The organism is Flavobacterium sp. W22_SRS_FK3, from assembly GCF_052113665.1.
Lineage (GTDB): Bacteria > Bacteroidota > Bacteroidia > Flavobacteriales > Flavobacteriaceae > Flavobacterium.
The window spans coordinates 14786-27290 of the sequence record NZ_JBGQOF010000001.1 but is presented as its reverse complement, the minus strand read 5'-3'; the positions used below and the strand labels follow the sequence as shown (position 1 = coordinate 27290).

Here is a 12505-nt window from a genome sequence, read left to right as displayed (position 1 = left end):
TTCGAAAACAAACTTGTAACAAAAAACGTATTTTCGTGTCAAATTAGTCATGATGCTAAAATTATTTAAAGAAAATATCCGAATTGCTTTTGGTTCTATCAAAACACAATTGCTGCGAACGATTCTTACCGTATTAATTATCGCTATCGGGATTACGGCTTTGGTAGGGATTTTAACGGTTGTAACAGCGCTTGAAAACACTGTTTCTACCAATTTTGCATCTATGGGTGCCAATACTTTCAACATTAATCAATACGAAAATACGGTTAGAAATCGTGGCGGTAAAGAACGCGAAGTCATCAATCCAATTATTTCATATCCTGAAGCGGTCGCTTTCAAAAACAAATATAAATATCCTTTTACCGAAACTTCTCTTTCATTTACTGCAACATCATCTGCCGAAGTAAAATATTTAGACCAAAAAACAGATCCTGAAATTAAAATCCTGGGAGTTGATGAACATTTTATTTCTAATTCTGGTTTAGAAATTAACTTGGGACGCTCTTTTAATCAATTTGATATTGACAACAATACCTATTCCTGTATTGTCGGTTCTGATTTTGAAAAAGGATTATTGAAAGATGTAAACCCAATTGACAAAATCATTTCAATTCGTGGTGCCCGCTTTAAAGTCATTGGAGTATTAAAAGAAAAAGGCTCAACATTTGGAAACAGTCAGGATTTACGCGTTTTAATTCCAATTCAGGTAGCACGTTCTTTATTTACCGCCCCAAATATCAATTATACAATGAGCGTCATGGTTTCTAAAAAAGAACTTTTAGATCAAGCCATTGATAATGCGACAAGTACCATGCGAAGAGTTCGAAAACTGAGCCCGGTTCGTGACAATAATTTCGGAATTGGCCGAAGCGACGATTTGATCAACAGAATCCTCGGAATCACACAATATTTAGATTGGGCCTCCGCTGTTATTAGTATCATTACAATCTTAGGATCATCAATTGCATTAATGAATATCATGATAGTTTCGGTTACAGAACGTACCCGGGAAATTGGTGTTAGAAAAGCATTAGGGGCAACAAGAGCGACCGTTGCATTTCAATTTTTCATTGAAACTTTGTTAATTGGACAAATTGGCGGATTAGTTGGTATTATATTAGGAATGTTAATTGGCTTTGGTATTGCTACTGCCATGAGTTTTGTATTCGTAGTACCATGGTTTGCCATCATCATCGCTTTTGGAACCAGTTTTATGGTTGCAATTGTTTCCGGATTATATCCAGCAATAAAGGCATCAAAATTAGACCCTATCGAGGCCTTACGTTATGAGTAGTCTTATGTATTTGAAGCAGAATTTACTCGTTTCACAAGACTAATTGTCCCGCTATCCGCTTCAAACTTTTGCACCGAACCCCGGTACAAAAGGTTTTTCACTTCTATCGTGGCTAGATTAGAGGTTTTCAACTTTTAAGAAATTTCCCCTACAATGTTCTGAAAACCTTGCAGCAAATCATGCGGTCATTATTATAAATATCTTTTCGAAGTTCAATATTCTTAAAATTCATTTTTTCAAGTAAATCAGTCATTTCCTTTCCTAAATACTGATTGATTTCAAAATACAATTGTCCTTTTTCCAAAAGACTGCTTTTTGCCAAAACAGCTATTTTTTTATAAAAAACCAAAGCATCATTATCGTCTACAAAAAGCGCCAAATGCGGCTCATAATCCAAAACATTCTTTTTGATTTCTTTCTTCTCTAAATTTCGAACATAAGGCGGATTCGACACAATGATATCAAAATTACAAGTAAGCACATCTGTTTCTAAAATATCCAAAAACATAAAAGTAACATCCACATTATTATTAGCAGCATTCTTTTTGGCGGTTTCTATCGCTTTTTTCGAAACATCAATACCATAAACCTCTGCATTTATCAGGTTTTTAGCCAAAGAAATGGCAATACACCCACTACCGGTTCCTATGTCAAGAATTTTTAGTTTTTTATATTTCTCCGTTTTTGTATTCTCATTGATAATCCACTCTACCAATTCTTCTGTTTCCGGTCTCGGAATCAAAACATTTTCATTTACTTCAAAATCCAATCCGTAGAAATTTGTTTTCCCAAGTAAATACTGAATAGGAACTTCTTTTTTTAACTGCTTTAAAAAAGCGCTCCATGCAACCAAATCAGCATCTGAAAAAGTCAATTCATGATTCAGCGCCAAATCAATTTGTCTAAGTTTATGTTTGTTTTCTAATATCAGATAAAAAAAACTCTCTGCTTCATATGCATCATACAACGAAGAAAGTTCCTTAATAAATTGAGTTCTGTATTGTTTAATTTTCATTTGGGAGCTTTTGAGCATTTTTAGCTAAATCCAATTGTATTTTCGATATAAGTATCGCAAAATAAATTTTGTTACAATGTTATTTTACAATTCTTTCAACATCCAGACAGGGCAGGAATTATGCCCGGTACATCCCAATGGAGCATCTAAATACTCAAATCCAGACTTTTTATATAATTTTTGGGCAGTATACATAAAAGGCATCGTTTCGATATAACATTTTTCAAAACCAAAACTTTTAGCTTCCTCCAAACATTTCTCCATCATTTTACTTCCAATTCCTAATCCGCGGGTTTTAGGCAAAAAATACATCTTTTGTAATTCGCAAATCTTTGGATCACCATTTTCCAAAGGCGCAATTCCACAGCAACCCACAATTTCTCCTTCATTTTCAATCACAAAATAAACAGATTCTGGCTTATTATATTCCTCAAACATTAAATCTAAACACGGATCTGCATACGCTGTTCCTACTTTCGGGATCTCCATTTCTTCAAAAACCGATCGTATTAATTGAGCAACTGCCTGATTGTCTTGTTTTTTAATTCTTCTGATAAACCAATTTTCCATATTCTAAATTCATCTGATATACTACAAAAGTAAAAATACTTTTTTGATAGTTTCATAACTATCCCAATAACTATCGGCATAAAACTCAAAAATAATTACTTTTGTATCGTGGATATACATGAGAAATATATAAAACGTTGCATTGAGCTGGCTCAAAATGGGCTTGGAACAACCTATCCAAATCCAATGGTGGGAAGTGTAATTGTTTACGAAGATAAAATTATTGGCGAAGGTTGGCATAAAAAAGCAGGAGAACCTCATGCCGAAGTCAATGCAATTCGATCTGTAAAAGACAAATCGCTGCTTAAAAAAGCTACTATTTATGTAAGTTTAGAACCTTGCAGCCATTTCGGAAAAACACCTCCTTGTTGTAATTTAATTATTGCAAATGAAATTCCGAATGTAGTGGTTGGAACTTTAGATCCTAACGAAAAAGTAGCGGGAAAAGGCATTAAAAAATTAATTGATGCCGGGGCAAATGTTACAGTTGGCATTTTAGAAAACGAATGCCACGAACTCAACAAACGCTTTTTTACCTTTCATCAAAAAAAGAGACCTTACATTATATTAAAATGGGCCGAAAGTCAGGACGGATTTTTAGCTCCTGAAAAAGAAATCAATCAGGAAAGAAAACCCGTTTGGATTACCAACACCTATTCCAGACAATTGGTTCATAAATGGCGAAGTGAAGAACAGGCTATTTTGGTTGGTACTCAGACGGTAATTGATGATAATCCGAAATTAAACGTTAGAGATTGGTCAGGAAATAATCCTGTTCGCGTTGTTTTAGATCAAAATAACCGTATTTCAAAAGAGAGTTTTATTTTTGATGGGAGCGTTAAAACTATCATATTTACAAAATCTGAAATTAGCTTTCCAGCAGAAAACACTATCTTTGAGGTAATTTACTTTAATGAAAATACTGCATTTCAGGTTTTGACTGTTTTACATCGACATCAAATTCAGTCTATTATCATTGAAGGCGGTTTGCAAACTTTACAATCTTTTATAGACCAAAACATTTGGGATGAAGCTCGCATTTTTATTGGAAAACATTCTTTTGGAAAGGGAATAAAAGCCCCGGCTCTCCTAAAGAAAAATGTAATAAAAACTCACATTCAAAATGATGAATTAATACACTTTAGAAATCATGATTGATACAATAATTTTTGACTTTGGAGATATTTTTATCAATTTAAATAAAGAAGCTACCATTTCGGAATTGCAAAAATTAGGTATGACCGAATGGAATTCAGAGTTTGACCGTTTGAATCTACTATTTGAAACCGGTGACATTTCGTATGATGATTTTTTGGAAGGTTTTCAAAAGCAACTTCCGAATGCTTCAATTGAAGAAATTCTTAAGGCGTGGAATGCCGTTTTAGCAGACTTTCCTTTATATAGATTAGAATTCCTGCAGCTTCTTTCTGAAAAATACAGATTATTTTTATTGAGTAATACAGATTCTATTCACATTGCCACTTTTGAAAATAAAACCGGGATATCATTTTACAGTGATTTTTATCAATGTTTTGAAAAAGTTTATTTCTCATTTGAAATTGGAAGAAGGAAACCAGACCCAGAAGCTTTTCAATATATTATCAACAAACATGAATTATCACCAAAACGAACTTTGTTTGTAGATGATAAAAAAGAAAACACAGATGCAGCGGCAGCTTTAGGCCTTCATATTTGGAATTTACAGGTTGGCAAAGAAGATGTTATAGATTTATTTGAAAAACAAATACTTTAGAAATTAGCTTTGGAATATAACGACACCTATAAAACTATAGCTTTTGGGTCCGAAGAAATACTTTTTAAGGAAAAAGGAAGCAAATTCTTTGGCTATGCTTTTCCTTTAGAAAATGAAGACGAAGTAAAACCCTTTATAGAAAACTTAAAAAAAAAGCATCCACATGCTGTACATTACTGCTACGCCTATCAATTAGGGACTGCTCCAAAAATATCATATCGGGCTAATGACGACGGTGAGCCAAGTAATACGGCCGGAGCACCAATTTACGGACAAATACAATCTTTTGGCTTAACCAACGTTCTGGTTGTGGTAGTGCGAATTTTTGGAGGAATCAAATTAGGCGTCGGCGGATTAATTGCAGCTTACAAAACTGCAGCTCAATTGACACTTGAAGTTTGCGAAATTGTAGATAAAACCATCGATGTAGATTTTTTAATCTCTTTTGATTACAAAAACATGAACAAAGTGATGCGTGTAATTAAAGAAAAAAAGTTAGAAATAACTTCTCAGGAAATGGAAATCGATGAAGATTCCGGACTTCCAATTGGCAAAATAACAACAAAAACACGTAAAAAAAATGCCGAATCAGTATTCGGCATTTTTGATTTAATGTTCGAAATCGACATTAAAATGATATAAATTGATATAAAAACGCACATCGTTTTAACAATTACACCAGTGTTTTAAATAATTCTAAAATATAATCAGGAGGAGCAGTTGGACGACCTGATTTTAACGAAATAAATACTAAAATAAACACTGCCGTTGTTAATAACTCATCCGCTTCATTATAGATTGCACAGTCAAATTCAATCTTAACAGAAGATTGGCTTTTGAAAGTAGTATGGATCGTTAAAAGCTCATCATAACGCGCCGATTTTTTATAATTTATCTGCATCGAAACAATGGGCAGTCCAATTCCGCTTTCTTCCATGCTTTTATACGAAATCCCTTTGTTTCTAAGCCATTCCACGCGTCCTATCTCAAAATACGGAACATAATTTCCGTGATACACAACACCCATTTGATCAGTTTCAGAGTAACGAACACGTACTTGAGTTTGATGATTTTTCATTATTTATATATTAAAAAAAATTAACTTTAAAAAGCCTCCTTACAACATTTTTTTATAAAATTAGAGGGCAAAATATTTTTTTTTACAGAATTTTGTTCACATATTTGTTATCCCGAAATACGGAATAAAATTGCTCCATTTTTATTAGGAGAATCTTTATCAATAATAAAAAAATTTATCTGAATTTATGACTAAAACTGCTCAATCGGTATGGGAAAACTGTTTGTCCTTTATAAAAGACAATATTCAAGACCAAGCATACAAAACTTGGTTTGAACCAATCAAATCAGTTGAGCTAACCGACAACGCGTTATATATTCAGGTACCAAGTAAATTTTTCTACGAATGGCTAGAAGAACATTACGTAAAATTATTGAAAGTTGCGCTTACCAAAGAACTGGGAAAAAACGCAAAGTTACTCTATAAAATTAAAATGGAAAACACTTATGGCAATAAACAACCGTTTACCGAACAATTGCCAAGTGCCAACAGAGTGCCAATGAAACCGCAAGAGGTTGACGCTCCGTTTAAAAACTTAAATCCGGAACTTAAAAATCCGTTTGTAATTCCCGGAATTAGAAATTTAAAAATTGAATCGCAATTAAATGCAAATTACAGTTTTGATAATTTTCTTGAAGGAGACTCAAACCGTTTGGCGCGTTCTGCAGGTATGGCTGTAGCTAATAAACCTGGAGGGACATCATTTAATCCGTTATTGATTTTTGGCGGAGTTGGTTTAGGGAAAACACACTTAGCACACGCTATTGGTGTTGAAGTAAAAGACAAATATCCTGAAAAAACAGTTTTATATATTTCTGCCGAAATTTTCACCCAGCAATATATAGATTCGGTTAAAAAGAATAATCGTAATGATTTCATTCATTTTTACCAGTTAATCGATGTTTTGATTATTGATGATGTTCAGTTTTTATCTGGAAAATCAGGAACTCAGGACGTATTTTTCCACATTTTCAACTATTTGCACCAAAACGGAAAACAGGTAATTTTAACTTCGGATAAAGCTCCTGTTGACATGCAGGATATTGAACAGCGATTGTTATCTCGTTTTAAATGGGGATTATCTGCTGAGTTGCATCAGCCGGATTATGAAACCCGTATTTCGATATTAAAAAACATTCTTTACCGCGATGGTGTTGAAATGCCGGAAGATATTATTGAATATGTTGCCCGTAATATTAAAAGCAATGTTCGTGAGCTTGAAGGTGCTATTATTTCATTAATTGCTCAATCTTCTTTCAACAAAAAAGAAGTTACAATCGAGTTAGCGAAAAGTGTTGTAGAGAAATTTGTTAAAAATGTAAAGAGAGAAATCTCAATCGATTATATTCAAAAAATTGTGTCTGATTATTTTCAGTTAGATATTGAAACCCTTCAATCTAAAACCAGAAAAAGACACGTGGTTCAGGCGAGACAATTGGCGATGTTTTTTGCAAAGAAATTCACAAAAGCTTCTTTAGCAAACATTGGTTCACAAATTGGAGATCGCGATCATGCTACCGTATTACATGCTTGTAAAACAGTTGACAACTTAGTTTCTACAGACAAACAATTCAAAAAATTTGTCGAAGACATCAACAAAAAATTAACGCTATAAACGCGAATCATGCCAGTAAAAATTTTAATGGTTTGTTTGGGAAATATTTGCAGATCACCTTTAGCAGAAGGTATTTTAGCATCAAAACTACCAAATGAAACTTTTATAGTTGATTCAGCCGGAACCGGTTCCTGGCATGTAGGTCACTCTCCTGACAAACGTTCTATTGCCGTTGCCCAAAAAAATGGCTTAAGCATTGAAGGTCAAAAAGGAAGACAATTTAAAACTTCTGATTTTGAAGAGTTTGATTATATTTACGTAATGGACAATTCTAATTACCGCGATGTGATCCATCTTGCCAAAACACCTGATCACAAAAATAAAGTTCATTTAATTCTGAATGAATTATTCCCTGATGAAAATGTAGATGTACCAGATCCTTATTTTGGTATAACCAACGGATTTGACAATGTATATCAAATGCTAGATGAAGTAACAGATGTCATAGCAAAAAAACTCATAGAAAAACATTCTTAATACCTATCTTGCCTTTCAGTTATTTATGGATGAATAATTGTTGGCTTTTTCGTTTTTATAATCTATAAAATAAAGCATATGAAACTTCTCGGAAAACTATATTTAATTCCAACTACTATGGGCGAAAGCGATCCGATGGATGTTTTACCTCAAACCGTAAAAAGAAGTATTGAACTTATAGATTATTATATCGTTGAGAATGACAAAACAGCAAGAAAATCTATAAAAGCAGTTTATCCCGAAAAAAAACAATCAGAATTAGTTCTTTTTACTTTGAATAAACGTACGGAACCAAGCGAGTATTTAAACTTCATTAAACCTTTATTAGAAGGGAAAAACATGGGATTAATGAGCGAAGCAGGCTGTCCCGGTGTTGCAGATCCTGGTGCTGTGATTGTAAAAATTGCCCATGAAAAAGGTATTCAGGTTGTACCTTTAGTTGGTCCTTCTTCTATTTTATTAGCGATGATGGCTTCCGGAATGAATGGTCAGAGCTTTACTTTCAATGGCTATTTACCAATTGATAAAGACGAGAAAAAATCAGCACTAAAACATTTTGAAAAATTATCTCAGGATAAAAATCAATCACAGATTTTTATTGAAACTCCATACAGAAACAATAAATTAGTTGAAGATCTTTTGCAGATTTTAAACCCTTCAACACATCTTTGTATTGCGACTGATATCACATTACCAACAGAATTCATTAAAACATTGCGTGTTTCTGACTGGAAGAAACTAAAAGTTGATTTGCATAATCGACCAACGATTTTTATTATTCATAAAATGTAAACTAACTTTAAATTATTGCAATGAAAAAGTTTTTAATTCTGATCTTAATTTGCTTTGTGCAGAATTTATTTTCTCAAACCAAAAGTACTGTAAAAAATATTTCCAATGATGAAAACCAAGTTTACAATACAGCCGGAATAGATATTGCACCCGAATTCCCCGGAGGAATGAATGAATTTTATAAATTTATTGCTCAAAATTATATAGTTCCAAAAGAAAAACCTGCTTCTCTAAAAGGAAAAGTCTACGCTACTTTCATTATTGAAAAAGATGGTTCGTTAAATGAAATAAAAATACTTAGAGACATCGGTTTTAGTACGGGAAATGAAGCTATTCGAGTCTTAAAAATATGCCCCAAATGGACTCCTGGAAAACTACAGAACCTTCCTGTCAGAGTACTTTACGCCCTTCCTATAAATATCAATTAATATTTATTTGTATACTTCCCTTTCACTCACAAGTTTTTCTTAATCAAACTTCATCATGAGTAAACTTCCAAATGTAACGACAAGCATTTTCACGGTAATGTCGAAAATGGCAGCCGAGTATAATGCAATTAATCTTTCGCAGGGATTCCCAAATTTTCCTGTTGATGAAAGATTGACAGACATTTTAGCGAAGTTATCCAGAGAAAATGTGCATCAATACACCCCAATGGCAGGTTATCCTCCATTGATGAACCAAATTGCAAAATTAATTCAGAGTTCTTATAACAGAACCATTAATCCTGATTTAGAGCTTTTGGTAACTGCGGGTGCAACACAGGGAATTTTCACTTCAATTTTAGCTTTAGTAAAAACAGACGACGAAGTTATTATTCTGGATCCGAGTTACGATTCATATGAATCTCCGGTTTTACTTTGTAAAGCGAAACCTATTCGGGTGGCGCTAAATGATGATTACACCCCAAATTGGGAAACCATTGAAAAAGCGTGTTCTTCAAAAACGAAAATGATTATCATCAATAATCCGCATAATCCAACAGGAAAAATATTAAATGAAAATGATTTTTTAGAACTTGAAAAAATACTTGCAAAACATCCTGATATTCTGGTCTTATCTGACGAAGTGTACGAATACATTACTTTTGAAGAAAAACACATTTCAGCACATACGAAAGATTTTCTCTTGAACCGTTGTATAATGATTTCTTCTTTCGGAAAATCATTTCATATTACCGGCTGGAAAATTGGTTATACGGTAGCACCTGAATATTTGATGAAAGAAATTAAAAAAATACATCAGTTTTTGGTTTTCAGTGTTAACAGTATTTCTCAAGCAGCGATTTGTGAATATCTTGATATTGTGGATGTAAATCTGCTTGGAAAATTCTATCAGGATAAACGTGATTATTTCCAGAAATTATTACAAAATAGTCGCTTTGAATTGAAACCTTGTGAAGGTACTTATTTTCAGGTGGCTTCCTATGCCAATATTTCTAATGATGATGATGTAACTTTCTGTAAAAAATTAATCATCGATCATGGTATTGCAGCAATTCCAATTTCAACCTTTTATTCCGATCATAAAGACCAGAAATTAATACGTTTTTGTTTTGCCAAAGATGACTTTACACTTGAATCTGCAGCAAAAAAAATATGTCAAGTATAAAGTTTTTTAAAAATTTATAACAATATTATGCATGCATCCTATTTAAATTAATTAATTTTGTAAAATAAAAAGTATGAGCTATACAGATAAAATGTTACGAGACGATGCCTTAAAAGGTAAAGTTATTGTAGTTACAGGCGGCGGAAGTGGTTTAGGAAAAGCAATGACTAAATATTTTTTAGAATTGGGAGCTCAGGTAGCGATTACTTCAAGAGATTTAGAGAAACTAAAAGCAACAGCAACTGAACTGGAAACTGAAACTGGCGGGAAATGTTTACCGCTTCAATGTGATGTTCGTTATTATGAAGAAGTTGAAAACATGCTTCAGGAAGTTTTAAAAGCTTTTGGAAAAGTTGATGTTCTTTTGAACAATGCAGCCGGAAATTTTATTTCCCCAACTGAACGTTTGTCAGCCAATGCATTTGACACTATTATAGATATTGTTTTGAAAGGTTCTAAAAACTGTACACTTGCTTTTGGAAAACACTGGATAGACAGCAAACAAACATCGGCTACGATTTTAAATATTGTAACTACTTATGCCTGGACTGGATCTGCTTATGTGGTTCCAAGCGCAACTGCAAAAGCAGGGGTTTTGGCCATGACAAGAAGCTTGGCTGTAGAGTGGGCAAAATACGGAATTCGTTCTAATGCTATTGCTCCGGGACCATTCCCAACAAAAGGTGCCTGGGACAGATTGTTACCTGGAGATCTTGCTGAAAAGTTTGACATGGCAAAAAAAGTCCCATTAAAACGTGTAGGAGATCACCAGGAGTTAGCCAACTTAGCAGCTTATTTAGTTTCTGATTTCTCAGCTTATGTAAATGGTGATGTAATTACAATTGATGGCGGTGAATGGCTTAAAGGTGCCGGACAATTCAATTTATTGGAAGCAATTCCTGAAGAACTTTGGGACCAGCTTGAAATGATGATAAAAGCAAAAAAGAATAAATAATTACAAGTGCTTACTAAATTCAGAATATTTTATATAAACTATACTGATTGCACTAAATCCCGATAGCATCGCTGTCGGGATTTTTTTTATTATTTTCACCATATAAGTGATATAAGTTCAGTGAAGTACTATTTTACTTGAATATCTTATTGCTTAAATTTACTTACATTACTTATATGGTTAAATACATTAATATGTTCAATCAATTCACTTAAATTATTATTTTTGTCAAACAAATATATAATATCAAATTATGCTCATTATTGGAATTGCAGGAGGAACAGGAAGTGGAAAAACAACAGTAGTACATCAAATCATGAACGAATTGCCAGATACTGAAGTTGGCGTAATTTCTCAGGATTCTTACTATAAAGAAACCCATAATTTGTCGTTTGACGAAAGAGCTTTAATCAATTTTGATCATCCCAGATCTATTGATTTTGAATTATTAGAAAAACACCTTAAAGCTTTAAAAGCAGGTGAAACAATCGATCAGCCAGTTTATTCTTTTATACAGCACAACAGAACTGACGATACGGTTTCAACACATCCCCGAAAAGTAATGATTGTTGAAGGTATCTTAATTTTGACAAATCCCGAATTACGAGAGCTTTTTGATATCAAAATTTATGTTCATGCCGATTCTGACGAAAGATTAGTGCGCCGCTTAAAACGTGATATTTCAGAACGTGGACGCGATATCGACGAAGTTTTAACACGTTATCAAAATACGCTAAAACCTATGCATGAGCAATTTATTGAGCCCTCAAAAGCTTTTGCCGACATCATAATTCCAAATGACAAATACAATACGGTTGCAATAGATGTAGTTCGTGCGGTAATTAATCAGCGAATTTTATAATTTTTATTGTAAATTTATTCCATAATAATTAGGAGCTGTTTCCCGCTTTCACCTTTATCTTTTTATGGCAGAAAAAGCCATAAAAAGGATACCGGCTCTATCGGGGCTAAAAAGACGAATCTATTCAAAAGAAGTAATCGGTTAAAAATAAACTAAATGAAAAATCCATACAAAGACAAAAAATGGTTCAAATTCCTGAGCAATAAATATGTTTGGGTTTTGCTTTTTTTTGTGGTCTGGATGTTATTTTTAGACAATTACTCCTATTTTGATCATCGTTTTTTGGACAATCAAATCAATGAACTTGAGGACAATAAAACCTATTATCAGGAAGAAATAAAAAAAGATCAGGAACAAATCAAACAACTCAAAAATCCTGAACAGATAGAAAAATATGCACGCGAGAAGTATTTCATGAAAAAAGACAGCGAAGACATATACATCATCAAATTCGAAGGCGATACGATTCAAGAAAAAGAATAA

The 12505-nt window shown here is 33.2% G+C and carries 15 protein-coding genes; 12 read left to right on the top strand and 3 right to left on the bottom strand.

All coding sequences use genetic code 11. The features are described 5' to 3' along the window. Positions 1–49 precede the first annotated feature (49 nt). Positions 50–1294 (top strand): ABC transporter permease, encoded by a 1245-nt coding sequence (locus tag ACEN2I_RS00135; protein ID WP_441764095.1) that lies wholly within the window; start codon positions 50–52, stop codon positions 1292–1294. Between the two features lie 148 nt (positions 1295–1442). On the opposite strand, the gene prmC is transcribed toward ACEN2I_RS00135, so the two are convergent. Next, positions 1443–2309 (bottom strand): peptide chain release factor N(5)-glutamine methyltransferase, encoded by an 867-nt coding sequence (prmC, locus tag ACEN2I_RS00130; RefSeq protein WP_441764094.1) that lies wholly within the window; start codon positions 2307–2309, stop codon positions 1443–1445. An 84-nt stretch (positions 2310–2393) separates the two neighbouring features. After that, positions 2394–2879: a GNAT family N-acetyltransferase gene (locus ACEN2I_RS00125; protein WP_441764093.1), complete on the bottom strand. Its 486-nt coding sequence runs from the start codon at positions 2877–2879 to the stop codon at positions 2394–2396. Between the two features lie 108 nt (positions 2880–2987). Between ACEN2I_RS00125 and ribD the strand changes: the two genes are divergently transcribed. From ribD to ACEN2I_RS00110, 3 genes are read left to right on the top strand one after another with little or no spacing between them, the layout of a single operon-like run. Further along, the gene (ribD, locus tag ACEN2I_RS00120; RefSeq protein WP_441764092.1) at positions 2988–4037 is read left to right on the top strand and encodes a bifunctional diaminohydroxyphosphoribosylaminopyrimidine deaminase/5-amino-6-(5-phosphoribosylamino)uracil reductase RibD; all 1050 of its coding nucleotides are present in this window, start codon (positions 2988–2990) and stop codon (positions 4035–4037) included. Beyond that, positions 4030–4632: an HAD family hydrolase gene (locus tag ACEN2I_RS00115; RefSeq protein ID WP_441764091.1), complete on the top strand. Its 603-nt coding sequence runs from the start codon at positions 4030–4032 to the stop codon at positions 4630–4632. The genes ribD and ACEN2I_RS00115 overlap by 8 nt, the downstream gene beginning before the upstream one ends. A 9-nt stretch (positions 4633–4641) precedes the next feature. Beyond that, positions 4642–5274, top strand: coding sequence for an IMPACT family protein (locus ACEN2I_RS00110; RefSeq protein WP_441764090.1), 633 nt, complete (start codon positions 4642–4644; stop codon positions 5272–5274). 31 nt (positions 5275–5305) lie between these two features. Here ACEN2I_RS00110 and ACEN2I_RS00105 read toward each other — a convergent pair whose 3' ends face one another. Then, positions 5306–5710, bottom strand: coding sequence for an acyl-CoA thioesterase (locus ACEN2I_RS00105; protein ID WP_441764089.1), 405 nt, complete (start codon positions 5708–5710; stop codon positions 5306–5308). A gap of 187 nt (positions 5711–5897) precedes the next feature. Between ACEN2I_RS00105 and dnaA the strand changes: the two genes are divergently transcribed. From dnaA to ACEN2I_RS00065, 8 genes are all read left to right on the top strand, one after another. After that, positions 5898–7325 carry a chromosomal replication initiator protein DnaA gene (dnaA, locus tag ACEN2I_RS00100; RefSeq protein ID WP_041517015.1) on the top strand — a complete coding sequence of 476 codons (1428 nt, stop codon included), beginning with the start codon at positions 5898–5900 and terminating at the stop codon, positions 7323–7325. A 9-nt stretch (positions 7326–7334) separates the two neighbouring features. Further along, on the top strand, positions 7335–7802 hold the full coding sequence (locus ACEN2I_RS00095; protein WP_441764088.1) for a low molecular weight protein-tyrosine-phosphatase: 468 nt from the start codon (positions 7335–7337) through the stop codon (positions 7800–7802). Between the two features lie 78 nt (positions 7803–7880). Beyond that, a complete protein-coding gene (locus tag ACEN2I_RS00090) occupies positions 7881–8594 on the top strand; it encodes an SAM-dependent methyltransferase (protein WP_441764087.1) in 714 nt (237 codons plus the stop codon). Positions 8595–8614: 20 nt separating this feature from the next. Continuing rightward, on the top strand, positions 8615–9022 hold the full coding sequence (locus ACEN2I_RS00085; protein WP_441764086.1) for an energy transducer TonB: 408 nt from the start codon (positions 8615–8617) through the stop codon (positions 9020–9022). 55 nt (positions 9023–9077) lie between these two features. Continuing rightward, positions 9078–10205, top strand: a complete 1128-nt coding sequence (locus tag ACEN2I_RS00080; protein WP_441764085.1) for a methionine aminotransferase — start codon at positions 9078–9080, stop codon at positions 10203–10205. 73 nt (positions 10206–10278) lie between these two features. Next, entirely contained in the window at positions 10279–11160 is an 882-nt protein-coding gene (locus tag ACEN2I_RS00075) for an SDR family oxidoreductase (protein WP_441764084.1), read from the top strand. A 253-nt stretch (positions 11161–11413) separates the two neighbouring features. Next, the gene (gene udk, locus ACEN2I_RS00070) at positions 11414–12022 is read left to right on the top strand and encodes a uridine kinase (protein WP_441764083.1); all 609 of its coding nucleotides are present in this window, start codon (positions 11414–11416) and stop codon (positions 12020–12022) included. A 156-nt stretch (positions 12023–12178) separates the two neighbouring features. Next, positions 12179–12505, top strand: a complete 327-nt coding sequence (locus ACEN2I_RS00065) for an FtsB family cell division protein (protein WP_441764082.1) — start codon at positions 12179–12181, stop codon at positions 12503–12505.

What these genes read in the sequence shown, in the direction of transcription:
- ACEN2I_RS00135 (WP_441764095.1), top strand. Translation starts at nt 50, where the DNA reads ATGATGCTAAAATTATTTAAAGAAAATATCCGAATTGCTTTTGGTTCT.
- ACEN2I_RS00115 (WP_441764091.1), top strand. Translation starts at nt 4,030, where the DNA reads ATGATTGATACAATAATTTTTGACTTTGGAGATATTTTTATCAATTTA.
- ACEN2I_RS00075 (WP_441764084.1), top strand. Translation starts at nt 10,279, where the DNA reads ATGAGCTATACAGATAAAATGTTACGAGACGATGCCTTAAAAGGTAAA.
- ACEN2I_RS00085 (WP_441764086.1), top strand. Translation starts at nt 8,615, where the DNA reads ATGAAAAAGTTTTTAATTCTGATCTTAATTTGCTTTGTGCAGAATTTA.
- prmC (WP_441764094.1), bottom strand. Translation starts at nt 2,309, where the DNA reads ATGAAAATTAAACAATACAGAACTCAATTTATTAAGGAACTTTCTTCG.
- ACEN2I_RS00125 (WP_441764093.1), bottom strand. Translation starts at nt 2,879, where the DNA reads ATGGAAAATTGGTTTATCAGAAGAATTAAAAAACAAGACAATCAGGCA.
- ACEN2I_RS00095 (WP_441764088.1), top strand. Translation starts at nt 7,335, where the DNA reads ATGCCAGTAAAAATTTTAATGGTTTGTTTGGGAAATATTTGCAGATCA.
- dnaA (WP_041517015.1), top strand. Translation starts at nt 5,898, where the DNA reads ATGACTAAAACTGCTCAATCGGTATGGGAAAACTGTTTGTCCTTTATA.
- udk (WP_441764083.1), top strand. Translation starts at nt 11,414, where the DNA reads ATGCTCATTATTGGAATTGCAGGAGGAACAGGAAGTGGAAAAACAACA.
- ACEN2I_RS00090 (WP_441764087.1), top strand. Translation starts at nt 7,881, where the DNA reads ATGAAACTTCTCGGAAAACTATATTTAATTCCAACTACTATGGGCGAA.
- ACEN2I_RS00080 (WP_441764085.1), top strand. Translation starts at nt 9,078, where the DNA reads ATGAGTAAACTTCCAAATGTAACGACAAGCATTTTCACGGTAATGTCG.
- ACEN2I_RS00065 (WP_441764082.1), top strand. Translation starts at nt 12,179, where the DNA reads ATGAAAAATCCATACAAAGACAAAAAATGGTTCAAATTCCTGAGCAAT.
- ACEN2I_RS00105 (WP_441764089.1), bottom strand. Translation starts at nt 5,710, where the DNA reads ATGAAAAATCATCAAACTCAAGTACGTGTTCGTTACTCTGAAACTGAT.